Below are 16,588 nucleotides of genomic sequence, written 5' to 3' on the forward strand. Positions count from 1 at the left end.
TGCCGCACTGCAGCTAATCTAGGCGTTTTGCAAAGGGTCTTCCCGACCGCCCCGTTTTGCCGTTACTGTCGGAAGGTACCGAAGCGCTTTGGAAGACCGCTGATGAACCTCAAGCAACTGGCCGCGCATCTGAATCTCTCGCAAACCACCGTGAGTCGCGCGCTCAACGGCTACCCGGAGGTCAACGAGCAGACCCGCAAGCGCGTCATGGAGGCGGCGCAGGCGCTCAACTATGCCCCGAATGCACGGGCCAAGGGGCTGGCGACGGGGCGGGCCATGACCATCGGCCATGTCATCCCCTTCTCGCACCAGCACCAGATGATGAACCCGGTGTTCGGTGATTTCATAGCTGGCGCATCGGATGAATACGTCAAGGCCGGATACGACATGACCCTGTCGATGACCGGCGATCGCGACGAGGAAGAGAACTACCGGAGGCTCAAGGCCAAGGGCAATGTCGACGGGATCATCGTGCATGGTCCCTCGATGAAGGACGGGCGGATCCCCTTCCTGCGGCAGCTTGGCCTGCCCTTCGTGGTGCATGGCCGCGCCACCGATCTCGACATGCCCTACAGCTGGGTCGACATGAACAACACCCATGCCTTCCAGCGTGCCACCGACTTCCTGCTGGACCTCGGCCATCGCCGGATCGCCTTGATCAACGGGCTCGAGTTCATGGATTTCGCCTACCGTCGCCGCGTCGGCTTCGAACAGGCGATGGCCGGGCGAGGCGTGGCCGTCGATCCCCGCCACTTGAGCGCTGGCGAGATGACCGAGAGCTACGGCTTCGAGAGCGCCGCGCGCATGCTCGCCCTGCCCGACCGGCCCACGGCGATGATCACCTCGTCCGTCATTGCCGCCATCGGCATCCGCCGCGCCATTCATGCCGCCGGGCTGGAGATGGGCCGCGACATCTCGGTGATCACCCATGACGACGATCTGAGCTTCCTGCGCAACGGGCCGGATGTGCCGATCTTCACCGCCACGCGTTCCTCGGTCTATGAGGCCGGGCGGATCGCCGCGGCGATGCTGCTGGCGCATATCGCCGATCCGGAGAGTCCGGCGCAGTCCCGCCTGCTCGAGGCGCAGCTGATCATCGGTGGCTCCACCGGCCCCGTGCCGCAAGACACCCGCTAACCACCGGGCCTCTCCAAGCCTCAGCCCCCCTTTCCCTCGAATCGACAAGGACAACCCATGCAGTTCACCCGCAAGGATTTTCCCGAGGATTTCCTCTTCGGCGTCGCCACCTCCAGCTACCAGATCGAGGGCCATGCCTTTGGCGGCGCTGGCCGCACCCACTGGGACGATTTCGCCGCCACCCCCGGCAATGTCGTGCGCGCCGAGAACGGCGACCGGGCCTGCGATCATTACCACCGCTACGAGGAGGATCTCGACCTGGTGAGGGCCGCAGGGCTCGATGCCTACCGCTTTTCCACGAGCTGGGCACGGGTGCTTCCCGAGGGGCGCGGACAGGTGAACCAAGAGGGGCTCGACTTCTACGACCGGCTCACCGACGCCATGCTCGAGCGCGGCATCAAGCCCTGCGCCACGCTCTACCACTGGGAGCTGCCTTCGCCGCTCGCCGATCTTGGGGGTTGGCGCAACCGGGACGTGGCAAGCTGGTTCGGCGATTTCACCGAGGTGCTGATGAGGCGCATCGGCGACCGCATGTATTCGGTCGCGCCGATCAACGAGCCCTGGTGCGTCGCCTGGCTGTCGCACTTCATGGGGTTCCACGCGCCCGGCCTGCGCGACATCCGCGCCACCGCCCGTGCCATGCACCACGTCCTGCTCGCCCATGGCCGCGCCATCGAGGTGATGCGCGGGCTTGGCATGCAAAACCTCGGCGGGGTCTTCAACATGGAATGGTCGAGCCCCGCCAATGACACCCCCGACGCCCGCCATGCCGCCGAACTCTACGATGGCATCTACAACCGCTGGTTCACCGGCGGCGTGTTCAAGGGCGAATACCCGCAGATCGTGCTCGATGGCCTCGAGCCGCACATGCCCGCGAATTGGCAGGATGATTTCGGGCTGATCACGCAGAAACTCGACTGGTGCGGGCTGAATTACTACACGCGCAAGGTGATCGCCCCCACCAAGGGGGCCTGGCCTTCGCTGGAAGAGGTCGAAGGACCGCTGCCCAAGACCTTCATGGACTGGGAGATCTACCCGCAGGGCCTGTCGCAGTTCCTCACACGGATGGCGACTGAATACACCGGCGACATCCCGCTGTACGTCACCGAGAACGGCATGGCCGCGCCCGATCCCCTGGTGGACGGCGGCGTGGACGATCAGGACCGCATCGCCTATCTCGACGACCATCTTGCCGAGGTCCGCAAGGCCATCGCGGGCGGCGCGCCGGTGAAGGGCTATTTTGTCTGGTCGCTGCTTGACAATTACGAATGGAGCCTCGGCTACGAAAAACGCTTCGGGCTGGTCCACGTGGACTTCGACACCCTTGAACGTACGCCCAAAGCCTCTTACCACGCGCTGGCGAGAGCGCTAACGGAGTAAGGCATCATGAGCAGCGGCGGCACGGCAGTTCTGGCGGATATCGGCGGCACCAACACCCGGGTGGCGCTTTGCGAAGGCAGCAGGCTGATCGAAGGATCGGTGATGCGCTACCGCAATGCCGAGAACGACGGGATCGGTGCTGTCCTGAAGCATTACCTTGCCGAAAAGGGCGCAACGGTCGACGCCGCCTGCGTCGCGGTGGCCGGCCCGGTGCGCGACGGCGCGGGGCGCCTGACCAACATCGACTGGGAAATCGATCGCCCGACGCTTGCAGAGGCCACAGGCGCCGAGACCATTTCGGTGCTCAACGATCTGCAGGCGCAGGGCCATGCGCTCGGACATATCGCCGAGGACTGCCTCACCCCGATCCTGCCCGGGCTGCCCGCCAGCCCGCAGGCGGCGCGGCTGGTCGTCGGCATCGGCACCGGGATGAACGCCGCCCCGGTGTTCCGGCTCGGCGAGCGGACCCTGGTGCCGCCGTCGGAAGCGGGCCACGTGGCCATCCCGGTACAGACCGACGACGAGATGCGCCTGCTGCGCTACATCGAGCGCAAGCACCAGGGGCCGAGCGTCGAGCACATCCTGTCGGGCCGCGGCTTCGAGCGCGTCTACGCCTGGCTCTGCGACGAGGACGGCGCAGGGGAGCCGCTGGAGGCGCAGCAGATCATGGAGGCGGCGCAAGCCGGCACGGATGAGCGTGCCTTGCGGGCCATCGAGGTCTTCGTGCGGATGATGGGCCGGGTGTGTTCCAACCTTGCACTCACCACCCTGCCCTTCGGCGGCATCTATTTGATCGGCGGCGTGGCGCGGCACTTCGGTCCCTACCTGACCTCCGGCGCTTTCGAGCAGGCGTTTTGCGACCGTGGGCGCTTCGCCGAGTTCATGACGCAGTTCCCGGTGAGCCTTGTGACCGACGATTATGCGGCGCTCACAGGTTGTGCCTGCCACTTGAGCGAATTGCCGTAAATCTCGGCGCAATCTTCAAGGCGGTTGCCTTTGTGTAACAAAAACTGTTCATCAATCGTGCAGACGCCCTAGGTCGACCGGCGCAACCCTTCGTCTTTTCCAAAAGCGAGTGCCTTACCCATGAGCCAATCCGCCTCCCTGCGCGAGTCCATCCTCCAGCACCTTCGCTACTCCTTCGGCAAGGATCCCGAGCACGCGATCCTCGAGGACTGGCGCATGGCGCTGAGCTACGCGGTGCGCGACCGGATCACCGATGCCTGGATCGCGGCAACCGGCAAGACCTACGACTCGGAGGCAAAGCGGGTCTACTACCTGTCGATGGAATTCCTCATCGGCCGGCTGCTCGAGGACGGGATCGTCAACCTCGAGCTGGTCGAGGAAGCCAAGGCCGTGCTCGAGGAATTCGGCAAGGATTACGCGATGGTGCTGGCCGACGAGCCCGACGCGGCGCTCGGCAACGGTGGCCTCGGGCGCCTGGCCGCCTGCTTCCTCGAGAGCCTCTCGACGGTCGGCTGTCCGGCGCACGGCTACGGCATCCGCTACGAACACGGGCTCTTTCGCCAGAGCTTTGTCGACGGGCGCCAGGTCGAGCAGCCCGAGCTCTGGCTCGAACAGCGACACGCCTGGGAATTCGAACGCCCCGAGGTGCGCTACCGCATCGGCTTCGGCGGCCATGTCGACAAGCGCGGCGAGACCGTGCGCTGGTATCCCGGCGAAGTGGTCGAGGCCGAAGCCTTCGACACACCGGTTGTCGGCTGGAAGGGCCGCTGGGCCAACACGCTGCGGCTCTGGTCGGGCCGGGCCATCCACCCCTTCGACCTCGACCGGTTCAACCACGGCGATTTTGCCGGCGCGGCCCAGCCCGAGGCGCTGGCGCGCACCATCTCTCGCGTGCTCTATCCCGATGACACCACCGAGCAGGGCAAGGAGCTGCGGCTCAAGCAGGAGTACTTTCTGACCGCCGCCGCCCTGCGCGACATCCTGCGCCGCTTCAACAACCAGTTCGGCGACCTGCGCAAGCTGCCCTCCAAGGTGGCGATCCAGCTCAACGACACCCACCCGGCCATCGCCGGCCCCGAGCTGATCCGGGTGCTGCATGACGAGCGCGGCCTGTCCTTCGAGGAGTCGATGGAGATCGCCCGTGGCTGCCTGAGCTACACCAACCACACGCTTCTGCCCGAAGCGCTGGAGACCTGGGACGAGTCGCTCTTCGGTCGGCTCCTGCCGCGCCATATCGAGCTGATCGATCAGATCGACAGCACCCACGCCAAGCAGAACCCGTCGCGGCTGAACTCCATGCGGGCCGACCACCAGGTGAAGATGGGCCAGCTCAGCTTTGTCATGGCGCATCACGTCAACGGCGTCTCGGCGCTGCACACCGAGCTGATGAAGACCACGGTCTTCGAAGAGCTGCACACCCTGCATCCGAACCGCATCGTCAACGAAACCAACGGCGTCACCCCGCGGCGCTGGCTGCTCGGTTGCAACCCGCGCCTTGCCGGGCTGATCACCGAGGCGATCGGCGAGGATTGGGTCGATGATCTCGAACAGCTCGAAAAGCTCGAGCCCTTCATCGAGGACAGCGGCTGGCTCGACCGCTACGCGAAGGTCAAGCGCGACAACAAGGCAGAGCTGTCGACCTGGATGGCCGAGGGGTACGGGCTTCACGTCGACCCCGAAATGCTCTTTGACGTGCAGATCAAGCGGTTGCACGAGTACAAGCGCCAGCACCTCAACATCCTCGAGACCATCGCCTATTGGGCCGAGATCCGCGACAACCCCAATGCCGACTGGACGCCGCGCCTCAAGCTCTTCGGCGGCAAGGCCGCGCCGGGCTATTTCTTTGCCAAGGACATCATCCGGCTGATCAACGACGCCGCCGCGGTGATCAATGCCGATCCGGTGACCGCGCCCTATCTCAAGATCGCCTTCTTGCCGAACTACAACGTCAGCCTCGCAGAGCGGATGATCCCCGCTGCGGATCTTTCGGAACAGATCTCGACCGCGGGCAAGGAAGCCTCGGGCACCGGCAACATGAAGTTCGCGCTGAACGGCGCGCCGACCGTCGGCACGCTCGACGGCGCCAACGTCGAGATCCGCGCGCATGTGGGGGCCGAGAACTTCTTCCTCTTCGGTATGACCGCCGAAGAGGTGATGGAGCGCCGCAAGGTCGAGGGCCACGCCTGGCAGGCGGTGCAGGCCGATCCGCGCCTCAAGCGCGCGCTCGATCTGATCCGCGACGGGCGTTTCTCGCCCGGCGAGCCCGACCGCTATCATGGCATCACCGCCAATCTCGAAGGCGCCGACTACTTCCTCGTCTGCTCGGATTTCACCGACTACTGGCGCGCGCAACGCGAGGTGGACGCGGCCTTCAAGGACAGCCGGGCCTGGGCGAAGATGGCGGCGCTGAACACCGCGCGCTCGGGCTGGTTCTCTTCCGACAGGACGATCCGCGGCTACATGAACGACATCTGGGGCGCGGCAAGTCTTCTCTGAGCGAAAGGAATCTTACGAGTTCCCGATGCCTGAGATCATTGCCAGATGCGCGGATCCGACTACAGTCACGTCATGAGCACCGCGTCCACATCCCTCGACACTGCCCTGCTGCGGCTGCTGCGGGGCCATCACGACGATCCCTTTGCCGTCCTTGGTCCGCACGAGCAGGACGGCGCACGATACGTCACCACCTACGACCCCGGCGCCGACCGCATGTGGGCCCTGGTCAGGGGCGTGCGCCACCCGCTCGAGCCGACCAATGTACCGGGCTTCTTCCGAGGCCCGGTGCCGGGCGACATGGCCTATATGCTCCTCGGCGAAGACCACGGCGAGGACGGCGAGCCGCGGGTCTACCAGCGCGAAGACCCCTACCGCTTCGGCCCGGTGCTCGGCGAGATCGACGAGTACCTGCTGGGCGAAGGCAGTCACCAGCGGCTCTGGGAGGCGCTCGGCGCCCATGTGATGACCCACGAAGGCGTGGCGGGCACCCATTTCGCTGTCTGGGCACCGAATGCCAAGCGCGTCTCGGTCGTGGGCGATTTCAACTGGTGGGACGGGCTGCGCAATCCCATGCGCCGCCGGGGCGCTACCGGCGTGTGGGAAATCTTCGTGCCAAATGTCGGCGACGGGGCCTTCTACCGCTACGAGATCGTGGGCCCCGACGGGACCGTGCAGCCGCGCAAGGCCGATCCCATCGGCTTCGGCTCCGAACACCCGCCCGCCAATGCCTCGATCGTGCGCGACATCACGGGCTACGGCTGGACGGACGATGCGTGGTTCGAGACCCGGGCCGAGGCGCAGAGCCGCTCCGCGCCGATCTCGATCTACGAGGTCCACCTTCCTTCGTGGCGGCGAAAGGATTGGGGCCGGCCGATCTCTTACATCGAGGCCGCCGAAGAGCTGGTCGACTACGTCGCCGATATGGGCTTCACGCACATCGAACTGATGCCGATCAGCGAATACCCGTTTGACGGCTCCTGGGGTTACCAGCCCATCGGCATGTTCGCCCCGACCATCCGCCACGGGTTGCCCCACGAGTTCCGCGACCTGGTGAATGCCGCGCACCGCGCCGGGATCGGGGTGATCCTCGACTGGGTGCCGGGCCACTTCCCCACCGACGCGCATGGCCTTGGGCGCTTCGACGGCACCGCGCTCTACGAGCACGCCGACCCCAAGGAGGGCTTCCACCACGACTGGAACACGCTGATCTACAACTACGGCCGCGCCGAGGTGGCCAACTACCTGACCGCCAACGCGCTCTACTGGCTCGAGGAGTACCATGCCGACGGGCTGCGGGTGGATGCGGTCGCCTCGATGCTTTACCGCGATTATTCCCGCCCCGCGGACCAATGGGTGCCCAACAAGGACGGCGGCCGCGAGAACTACGAGGCGATCGCGATGCTGCGCCGGATGAACACCGAGTGCTACGGCCAGCACCCCGGGATCATGAACGTTGCCGAAGAAAGCACCGCCTACCCGGGCGTGTCGTCGCCGGTGGATCAGGACGGTCTGGGCTTCGGCTTCAAGTGGAACATGGGCTGGATGAACGACACGCTCGATTACATCCGCAAGGACCCCATCTACCGCAGCTACCACCACCACCAGATGACTTTCGGGCTGGTCTACGCCTTTTCCGAGAACTTCATCCTGCCGATCAGCCACGACGAGGTGGTGCACGGCAAGGGCTCGATGCTGGGCAAGATGCCGGGCAACCAGTGGGAGAAGTTCGCCAACCTACGCGCCTACTATGGCTTCATGTGGGGCCACCCGGGCAAGAAGCTGCTGTTCATGGGGCAGGAGTTCGCGCAGGCGCACGAGTGGAACCACGATGCCGAGATCGACTGGGCCTGCCTCGACGATCCCCAGCACGCCGGCATCCAGCGCCTGATCCGAGATCTCAACGCACTCTATTGCGAGACACCAGCCCTGCACGCCAAGGACTGCGAGGAAGAGGGCTTTGCCTGGATCGCCGGAGGCGACACCGGAAACTCGGTCTTCTCGTGGATCCGACGTGGCCGGTCGGACGAACCCGAGGTGGCGGTGGTCTGCAATTTCACGCCTGCCGAGCAGCCGCGGTACCGCATCGGCCTGCCCGACACCGGCGTCTGGCGCGAGGCGCTGAACACCGATGCAGGCATCTACGGCGGAGGCAATCGCGGGAATTTCGGCCGCGTCAGCGCCGACGACGAGCCCAGCCACGGCTATCCCGCCTCGGCCGAGCTTTTCCTGCCGCCGCTTTCGGCGATCTTCCTCGTTCGCGAAGACAGCTGACGCATTCATACCCGTGTCGCGGCCGTGCCCGATACATCGCATTTAAGTAAAGGAGGAGACGAATGCCCCGACGTTCCCAGAGGCTCGCGAGCCGCAGCATGGCCTTCGTGCTCGCGGGGGGCCGCGGCTCGCGCCTGCACGAGTTGACGAATTTTCGCGTGAAGCCGGCTGTCTATTTTGGCGGCAAGGCCCGGATCATCGACTTCGCCCTCTCCAACGCGCTCAACTCCGGCATCCGCAAGATCGCGCTGGCCACGCAGTACAAGGCGCACAGCCTCATCCGACACTGCCAGCGCGGCTGGAACTTCTTTCGCGCCGAGCGCAATGAGTTCCTCGATATCCTGCCCGCCTCGCAGCGCTACAACGAGCAGACCTGGTACCGCGGCACCGTGGACGCGGTGGCCCAGAACATCGACATCATCGACAGCTACGACATCGACTATATAGTCATCCTCGCGGGCGACCACATCTACAAGATGGACTACGAGGAAATGCTCGAGCAGCACGTCGAGAGCGGCGCGCAGGTGACCGTGGGCTGCCTGACCGTGGACCGGTCCGAGGCCAGCGCCTTTGGCTGCATGGCGGTGGACGAGAGCGACCGGATCACCTCGTTCCTCGAAAAACCCAAGGACCCGCCGGGCCTGCCCGACGATCCCGAGAAGACGCTGGTCAGCATGGGCATCTACGTCTTTGACTGGAAGTACCTGCGCGGCAAGCTGGTGGAGGACCTGGGCTCGGAAAGCTCGAGCCACGACTTCGGCAACGACATGATCCCCGAGATCGTCGCCGCGGGCGGCGCGCAGGCGCACCGCTTCGAGGACAGCTGCGTGCGCGAGGCCGGCAAGCCCGCCTACTGGCGCGACGTCGGCACCATTGATGCCTTCTGGCGGGCCAATATCGACCTGACCAACTTCGACCCCGAGCTCGATCTCTGGGATACCGATTGGCCGATCTGGACCTATGCCGAGGTCGTCCCCCCCGCCAAGTTCATCCACGACGAGGAAGACCGCCGCGGATCGGCCGTCAGCTCGCTCATTGCCGGCGGCTGCATCATCTCGGGCACGGAGATTCGCGAGTCGCTGCTGTTCACCAAGGTGCACACGAATTCATATTCGGCACTCGAACGTGTGGTACTTCTGCCCAATGTCCACGTCTCGCGTCATGTCCGGCTGACCAACACCGTGGTCAATCGCGGCGTGCATATTCCCGAGGGGCTTGTGGTCGGCGAGGATCCGGAGGAAGACGCAAAGTGGTTCCGTGTCACGCCAGGCGGCGTGACGCTGATCACGCAAGGAATGCTCGACCGGAGGGAAGCCGCCAAATGACAAAAGTCCTGTCTGTCGCCTCGGAATGTGTGCCGCTGATCAAGACCGGGGGGCTTGCCGACGTGGTCGGCGCCCTGCCCGGCGCGCTGTCGGTGCACGGGGTCGACATGCGGGTGCTGCTGCCGGGCTACCGGCAAGTCATCGCCAAGCTGCCAACGCAGGAAGTGGCAGCGGACTACGACGATCTCTTCGGTGGGCCTGCGCGCGTGCTGAAAGCGCCGCTCGGGGATCAGCTGCTCTACGTGCTCGAGGCGCCGCATCTCTTTGACCGGGACGGCGGTCCCTACATGGACGCGCACGGCCATGACTGGCGCGACAACCCCGAGCGCTTCGCCGCGCTCTCTTCGGTGGCCGCGATGATCGGCGCCGACGGGATCGAGGGCTGGCGGCCGCAGATCCTGCACTGCCACGACTGGCAGGCGGGCTTCGTGCCGCTCTACCTGCGCGAGCTGGGCGCCGCGGGCCGGGTCTCGACCTTGATGACCATCCACAACATCGCCTTCCAGGGCATGGCGCCGGCGTCGCGCATCGGCACGCTGGGCCTGCCGCGCACCGGCTTTCACCAGCGCGGCTACGAGTTCTGGGACAGCGTCTCGGCGCTGAAGGCGGGGCTTGTCTATGCCGACAAGCTCTCGACCGTCTCGCCCACCTATGCTGCCGAGCTGATGACCAAGGACTTCGGCATGGGGCTCGAGGGCGTGCTGCGCGAGCGGCAGGAGGATATGGTCGGCATCCTCAATGGCATCGACGAAGCGCTCTGGACCCCGCCCTACAAGACCATCGCCGAGAAGGCCGAGCACAAGGCCGCGCTGCGCAAGGAGCTGGACCTGCCGGACGACTGGCCCGGCCCGCTTTGCGTGGTGATCTCGCGGATGACCGAACAAAAGGGGCTCGATATCCTGCTCCAGGCCCTGCCCGCGCTGCTCGATCGCGGCGGCCAGCTGGCGCTCCTCGGGTCGGGCAACCCGGGGCTGGAAGAGGCCTTCCAGCGCAAGGCGCAAAAGCACCCCGGCGTTGCGGTGCGCATCGGCTACGACGAGGAATTCGCGCATCGGCTGATGGCGGGGGGCGATGCGATTCTCGTGCCCTCGCGCTTCGAGCCCTGCGGGCTGACCCAGCTTTACGGCCTGCGCTACGGAACCCTGCCCCTGGTGGCGCTCACCGGAGGTCTGGCGGACACGGTGATCAACGCATCGCCTGCTGGATTGGCAGCAGGCTGTGCAACCGGCCTGCAATTCCACCCGGTGACCGCCCAGGCTCTGGCCCAAGCGATGATGCGGCTTATAACTCTGTACCAGGACAAGGAAACCTGGACACGCATGATGACCAACGCGATGGCCTCGCCCGTAAGCTGGACCCATTCGGCAGCGAAATACGCGGCGCTCTACCAAGACATGGTCAAGGCCAAGTCTTTATGAGGCATAGATGAGCGAGCCGGTCATCCTCGCGGGGTCCGCCAGCCCGCTCGGCGCGACATTTGATGGCGATGGCGTGAATTTCGCGGTTTTCTCGGCCCATGCCGAGGCCGTCACGCTCTGTCTCTTCGACGAGGATGGCACGGAAACCCACCGGCTCCCCCTGCCCGAGCGCGATGGCGACGTCTGGCACGGGCGGGTGCCCGGCCTCACCCCGGGCCAGCACTACGGCTTGCGCGTCGAGGGACCGTTCCAGCCGCGGCAGGGGCACCGTTTCAATCCCCACAAGCTGCTGCTCGACCCCTACGCCCGCCGCATCACCGGCCACCCGCTGTGGAACGACGCGCTCTACGGCGGCACGCAGACGCGCAATACCATCGACAGCGCGCCCTTCATGCCCAAGGGCGTGGTGGTGGACACCAGCTTCGACTGGGGCGATACCAAGCCCCCCGAGACCCGGCTTGCCAAGAGCGTCATCTACGAGGCCCACGTGAAGGGTCTCACGCAGCGCTTTCCCGGCGCCGAGCACCCGGGCAGCTTTCTCGGCATCGCCTCGGACCCGGTGCTCGACTATCTGACCGACCTCGGGATCACCGCCATCGAGCTCTTGCCTGTGCAGAGCTTCCTCAACGACAGGTTTCTCGTCGACAAGGGGCTGAAGAACTATTGGGGCTACCAGACGCTCGGCTTCTTCGCCCCCGATCCGCGCTACCTCACGCAGGACGCGCTCTGGGAGTTCCAGCACATGGTTGCCCGGCTCCACGCCGCCGGGATCGAAGTCATCCTCGACGTCGTCTACAACCATAGCTGCGAGGGCGATGAACACGGGCCGACACTCAGCTTCCGCGGGCTCGACAATGCCAGCTACTACCGGCTCCCCGAGGACAAGCGGACCTACATCAACGACACCGGGACCGGCAATACGCTCAACTTGGACCATCCGATGGTGCTGCGCATGGTGATGGACAGCCTGCGCTACTGGGCCACCACCATGGGCGTTGACGGGTTTCGTTTCGATCTGTGCTCGACGCTGGGCCGCACGCCGGAGGGCTTCGATCGCAACTCCGCCTTCTTCAAGGCGCTGCGCCAGGACCCGGTGCTGGCCGCCAAGAAGCTGATCGCCGAACCTTGGGACATCGGCCCGGGCGGCTACCAGCTCGGCGGCTACCCGCCGCCGTTCAGCGAATGGAACGACCAGTACCGCGACGGCGTGCGCCGCTTCTGGCGCGGCGATCTGGGACATGTGCCGGTGATGGCCGACCGGATCACCGGCTCGGCCGGGCTCTTCGACCATTCGGGGCGCAATGCCACCGCCTCGGTCAACCTGCTCACCGCCCATGACGGCTTCACCCTGATGGACGTGGTCTCCTACACCCGCCGCCACAACGAGGCGAACGGCGAGAACAACCGCGACGGCCACGGCGAGAACCACTCGGACAATATGGGCGTCGAAGGCCCGACCGACGATGCCGAGATCACCGCCGCCCGCGCCCTGCGCCGCCGCAACCTCATGGCGACTCTGCTGCTCAGCCAGGGAACACCGATGATCCTCGCTGGCGACGAGATCGGCAATTCGCAGGGCGGCAACAACAACGCCTATGCCCAGGACAATGAGACCGGCTGGATAGACTGGGACCATCGCGACGACGCCTTCCACGCCTTCACGCGCAAGCTCATCGCCTTTCGCAAGGCCCACCCGATCCTGCGCCAGCGCCGCTACCTGCACTCGCGCCCGCGACGGATCGACGGGGTACCGGACCTCTTCTGGTGGCGTCCCGACGGGCAGGAGATGACCCGCGCCGACTGGACCAATGGCCATCTCAAGGTGCTCTGCGCCGAGTTCCGCATGGCCTCGGGCACGCCGCTCTACAAGCAGCGCGAGGAAGCGATCTACATCGCTCTCAACGCCGGCGAGGCGGTGGAACTAACCCTGCCGCACCCAGGCGAGGGCTTTTCCTGGGTACGCCACATCGATACCACCGACCCCGAGGCAGCCCCGCAGCGTCTCGGCGGCACCGTGACGCTCGCCGCGAACTCGGTGCTCTTGCTTGCAGAGGAGGCATGATGAGCGAGCTCGACGCCCGCGCGGAACAGGCCGGGATCCTCGGCGAATACCGCGACCTCTACGGCGCGTGGCACAGCACCCCGACCGAGACCAAGGCGGCGCTGCTTGCGGCCATGGGGTTGGACGGCGACGCGCCGCTGAACGTGCGCGACCTGCCCAAGTGGCACGTCTGCAGCCACGGCGAGCCGCCCTCTCTGGGTGTGCCCGGGGCCTGGCAGATCACCCTCGAGGATGGCCGCGGGATCGAGGGCGAAGGCCGCCTGCCCGCCCTGCCGCTGGGGCGGCACCGGCTCGAATCCCGCGGCGAGACCTGCTGGCTGCTCAGCGCGCCGCCGCGCCTGCCGCTGCCCGAACGCGATTGGGGGCTGATGGTGCCGCTGGCCTGCCTGCGCCCCGCGGCGCAGGGCGGCATCGGCAGCTTCGACGATCTCGCGGTGGTGGCCGAGGGCGCCGCTGCGCAGGGCGCGGGGTTCCTCGGCATCAACCCCATTCACGCCGGCTTTCACGTCGCCGATGCCGGCGGCTTCAGCCCCTACACGCCGTCGCACCGCCGCCGGCTCTCGCCGCTCTACCTGCCCACCGACACAGCCGCCACGCCCGGCCCTCTGGTGGATTTCGCCACCGAGACCCCGGCCCGGCTCGCCGCGCTCGAGGCAGAGTTCCACAACGCCCCGCCCGGCCCCGGTTTCGACGCCTGGCTGCGGCACGAGGGCGCGGAGCTGCAACGTTTCGCCCTGCACCAGGCGCTGTCGGAAAAGCTGGGCGCCTATTGGGATGCCTGGGCGCCGCCGTATCAGGATCCGGCCAGCCCCGAGGTCGCGCAGGCCGCGCGCGAATTGGCCGAGCGGGTCCGCTTCCACGCCTGGCTGCAATATGCCGCCGAGGGCGCCGTCACCACCGCGCAGCGCCGCGCGCAGGCCGCGGGCATGACCCATGGGCTCTACCTCGATCTCGCCGTCGGCACCCACCCGCATGGCGCCGAGACATGGACCGACCGCGCCAGCTTTGCCACCGGCGCCAGCCTCGGCGCGCCGCCCGATGCCTTTGCGCCCCAGGGGCAGAACTGGCGTCTGGCGCCGTTCAACCCGGTGGTGCTGGAAGAGACCGGCTTCGAAGCCCTCGCCCTCACCCTCCGCCAGCAGCTCCGCTTCTGCGGTATGCTGCGCATCGACCACATCATTGGCTTCGAGCGTGCCTATTGGGTGCCTGACGCGGACGGCCTGCCCGGCGCCTACGTGCAGATGCCCCGCGAGGCAATGTTCGCCGTCGCGCGCATCGAGGCGGCGCGCTGCGGCGGGGTGATCATCGGCGAAGACCTTGGCGTTATCCCCGACGGGCTGCACCACGCGATGGACGAAAGCGGCCTGCTGGGCTGTCGCCTCGCCTGCTTTGAACACCGTGGCGATCCCCCCGAGTTCAAGCGCCCCGAGGATTACGACGAGGCGGTCATCGCCAGTTTCACCACCCACGATCTGCCCACCTGGAAGGGCTGGCGCGCCGGTCGCGAAATCGATATCCGCGAGCGCATCGGCCTCACTCCGCCCGAGCACGCGCAGGGCATGCGCGACTGGCGCGGGCGCGAGATCGCGGGCTTCGACTGGCTCAGCGGGCAATTCCGCGGCGATCTTTCCCCCGAAGTACCCGAGGCGATGTTCCACGTTCTCGCCGCCACCCGCTCCCGGCTGGTCGCCGTTCAGGTCGAGGACCTGCTGGACAGCGACGTGCAGCCCAACCTCCCGGGCACCGTCCGGGAATATCCCAACTGGCGGCAGCGCCTGCCTTTCGGTCCGCAAGAGATTGCAAATACACCCGTTCTTGCCAATGCCGCCCGGATCATGGAAGCATCCGGCAGAAGGAGACATTCATGACGCATATCCGTACCGTACCCACCGAGCCGATCGAGGGGCAGAAGCCGGGCACGTCCGGCCTGCGCAAGAAGACACCCGTCTTCCAGAGCCACCACTATCTCGAGAATTTCATTCAAAGCATCTGGGACGGCATCGGCGGGGTCGAGGGGAAAACCCTCGTGCTCGGCGGTGACGGGCGGCACTTCAATTCGCAGGCGGCGCAGGTCGTGCTGCGCATGGCCGCGGCCAGCGGCGCCAAGAAGGTGATCGTCGGCGAGCGCGCGCTGCTCTCGACCCCGGCGGCCTCGCACTTGATCCGCAAACGCGGCGCCGATGGCGGCATCATCCTGTCGGCCAGCCACAACCCCGGCGGCCCCGAGGGCGACTTCGGCGTGAAGTACAACGCCGGCAACGGCGGCCCTGCCCCCGAGAGCATCACCGACAAGATTTTCGAGGCGACGAAGACCATCAAGGAATTCCACATCCTCGACAGCCAGGACGTCGGCCTTGCTGGCACCGGCAGCGTCATGCTCGGCGATATGGAGATCGAGATCGTCGATCCCGTCGCAGATTATGCCGAGCTGATGAAGGAGATCTTCGACTTCGACGCGATCCACGCGCTGTTCCGCTCCGGGTTCACCATGCGCTTCGACGCGATGCACGCGGTCACCGGCCCCTACGCGCGGATGATCCTTGAAGAAGAGCTCGGCGCCGGTCCGGGCACGGTGATCAACGCCATCCCGCTGCCCGATTTCGGCAAGGGCCACCCGGATCCCAACCCGATCTGGGCCAAGACCCTCATGGACGAGATGATGGGCGATCATGCGCCCGATTTCGGCGCCGCCTCGGATGGCGACGGCGACCGTAACATGATCGTCGGCAAGCACTGCTACGTCACCCCCTCGGACAGCCTCGCGGTTCTGGCCGCCAACGCCACGTTGGTTACGGCCTATGCCGATGGTCTAAAGGGCGTCGCACGCTCCATGCCGACCTCGGGCGCGGTGGACCGGGTCGCCGAGAGGCTCGGCATCGATTGCTACGCCACACCCACCGGTTGGAAGTTCTTCGGCAACCTGCTCGACGCCGGCCGCGCCACGCTCTGTGGCGAGGAAAGCGCCGGCACCGGCTCGGACCACGTGCGCGAGAAGGACGGGCTCTGGGCGGTGCTCTTCTGGCTCAACGTGCTGGCCAAGAAGCACTGCTCGGTCGCCGAGCTGATGGAGGCGCACTGGCAGGAGTACGGCCGCAACTACTACTCCCGCCACGACTACGAGGGCGTTGACAGCGATGCGGCGAACGGGCTGATGGATCACGTGCGCGAACAGCTTGGCGTGCTGCCGGGCAACGAGGTCGCGGGGATGACGGTCACCTCGGCCGAGGAGTTCGCCTATGACGATCCGGTCGACGGCTCGCGCGCCGAGAAGCAGGGCCTGCAGATCGGCTTCGAGGGCGGCTCGCGGCTTGTGCTGCGCCTCTCCGGCACCGGGACCGAGGGGGCGACCCTGCGCGTCTACCTCGAGAAGGTCGAGACGGACCCGGCGAAATTCGCGCTCGATCCGCAGGTCGCCCTGGCGCCGGTGATCGCCGCCGCCGAGGCCATCGCGGGCATCAAGACACGCACCGGACGCGACGCGCCCGACGTCATCACCTGATCGGAAGACACGACCATGGACACCCTCCGCGCCA

Annotated in this window: 10 protein-coding genes; all 10 read left to right on the plus strand. The window is 66.3% G+C overall.

The features are described 5' to 3' along the window. The first annotated feature begins 102 nt into the window (after nt 1–102). The 10 genes from G0D83_RS19740 (at nt 103) to G0D83_RS19785 (ending at nt 16,554) form a co-directional block, all read left to right on the plus strand. A complete protein-coding gene (locus tag G0D83_RS19740) occupies nt 103–1,137 on the plus strand; it encodes a LacI family DNA-binding transcriptional regulator (protein ID WP_108965434.1) in 1,035 nt (344 codons plus the stop codon). Between the two features lie 57 nt (nt 1,138–1,194). Next, nucleotides 1,195–2,517: a GH1 family beta-glucosidase gene (locus G0D83_RS19745; protein ID WP_164196463.1), complete on the plus strand. Its 1,323-nt coding sequence runs from the start codon at nt 1,195–1,197 to the stop codon at nt 2,515–2,517. 6 nt (nt 2,518–2,523) lie between these two features. Next, a complete protein-coding gene (locus G0D83_RS19750) occupies nt 2,524–3,483 on the plus strand; it encodes an ROK family protein (RefSeq protein ID WP_164196464.1) in 960 nt (319 codons plus the stop codon). 120 nt (nt 3,484–3,603) lie between these two features. Next, entirely contained in the window at nt 3,604–5,979 is a 2,376-nt protein-coding gene (locus G0D83_RS19755) for a glycogen/starch/alpha-glucan phosphorylase (RefSeq protein WP_108965428.1), read from the plus strand. A gap of 72 nt (nt 5,980–6,051) precedes the next feature. Beyond that, nucleotides 6,052–8,250 (plus strand): 1,4-alpha-glucan branching protein GlgB, encoded by a 2,199-nt coding sequence (gene glgB / locus G0D83_RS19760; protein ID WP_164196465.1) that lies wholly within the window; start codon nt 6,052–6,054, stop codon nt 8,248–8,250. Nucleotides 8,251–8,312: 62 nt separating this feature from the next. Then, nucleotides 8,313–9,575, plus strand: a complete 1,263-nt coding sequence (glgC, locus tag G0D83_RS19765) for a glucose-1-phosphate adenylyltransferase (protein WP_164196466.1) — start codon at nt 8,313–8,315, stop codon at nt 9,573–9,575. Then, nucleotides 9,572–10,993 (plus strand): glycogen synthase GlgA, encoded by a 1,422-nt coding sequence (gene glgA, locus G0D83_RS19770; RefSeq protein WP_108965422.1) that lies wholly within the window; start codon nt 9,572–9,574, stop codon nt 10,991–10,993. The genes glgC and glgA overlap by 4 nt, the downstream gene beginning before the upstream one ends. 7 nt (nt 10,994–11,000) lie before the next feature. Continuing rightward, nucleotides 11,001–13,055 (plus strand): glycogen debranching protein GlgX, encoded by a 2,055-nt coding sequence (gene glgX / locus G0D83_RS19775; RefSeq protein ID WP_164196467.1) that lies wholly within the window; start codon nt 11,001–11,003, stop codon nt 13,053–13,055. After that, entirely contained in the window at nt 13,055–14,923 is a 1,869-nt protein-coding gene (gene malQ, locus G0D83_RS19780; protein WP_164196468.1) for a 4-alpha-glucanotransferase, read from the plus strand. Before glgX ends, malQ begins: the two co-directional genes overlap by 1 nt. Continuing rightward, nucleotides 14,920–16,554 carry an alpha-D-glucose phosphate-specific phosphoglucomutase gene (locus tag G0D83_RS19785; RefSeq protein WP_164196469.1) on the plus strand — a complete coding sequence of 545 codons (1,635 nt, stop codon included), beginning with the start codon at nt 14,920–14,922 and terminating at the stop codon, nt 16,552–16,554. The genes malQ and G0D83_RS19785 overlap by 4 nt, the downstream gene beginning before the upstream one ends. Nucleotides 16,555–16,588: the final 34 nt, after the last annotated feature.

The organism is Salipiger sp. PrR003, from assembly GCF_010500785.1.
Lineage (GTDB): Bacteria > Pseudomonadota > Alphaproteobacteria > Rhodobacterales > Rhodobacteraceae > Salipiger > Salipiger pacificus_A.

Excerpts from the sequence above, each read along its gene's own strand:
- G0D83_RS19740 (WP_108965434.1), top strand. The coding sequence starts at position 103 with ATGAACCTCAAGCAACTGGCCGCGCATCTGAATCTCTCGCAAACCACC.
- G0D83_RS19745 (WP_164196463.1), top strand. The coding sequence starts at position 1,195 with ATGCAGTTCACCCGCAAGGATTTTCCCGAGGATTTCCTCTTCGGCGTC.
- G0D83_RS19750 (WP_164196464.1), top strand. The coding sequence starts at position 2,524 with ATGAGCAGCGGCGGCACGGCAGTTCTGGCGGATATCGGCGGCACCAAC.
- G0D83_RS19755 (WP_108965428.1), top strand. The coding sequence starts at position 3,604 with ATGAGCCAATCCGCCTCCCTGCGCGAGTCCATCCTCCAGCACCTTCGC.
- glgB (WP_164196465.1), top strand. The coding sequence starts at position 6,052 with ATGAGCACCGCGTCCACATCCCTCGACACTGCCCTGCTGCGGCTGCTG.
- glgC (WP_164196466.1), top strand. The coding sequence starts at position 8,313 with ATGCCCCGACGTTCCCAGAGGCTCGCGAGCCGCAGCATGGCCTTCGTG.
- glgA (WP_108965422.1), top strand. The coding sequence starts at position 9,572 with ATGACAAAAGTCCTGTCTGTCGCCTCGGAATGTGTGCCGCTGATCAAG.
- glgX (WP_164196467.1), top strand. The coding sequence starts at position 11,001 with ATGAGCGAGCCGGTCATCCTCGCGGGGTCCGCCAGCCCGCTCGGCGCG.
- malQ (WP_164196468.1), top strand. The coding sequence starts at position 13,055 with ATGAGCGAGCTCGACGCCCGCGCGGAACAGGCCGGGATCCTCGGCGAA.
- G0D83_RS19785 (WP_164196469.1), top strand. The coding sequence starts at position 14,920 with ATGACGCATATCCGTACCGTACCCACCGAGCCGATCGAGGGGCAGAAG.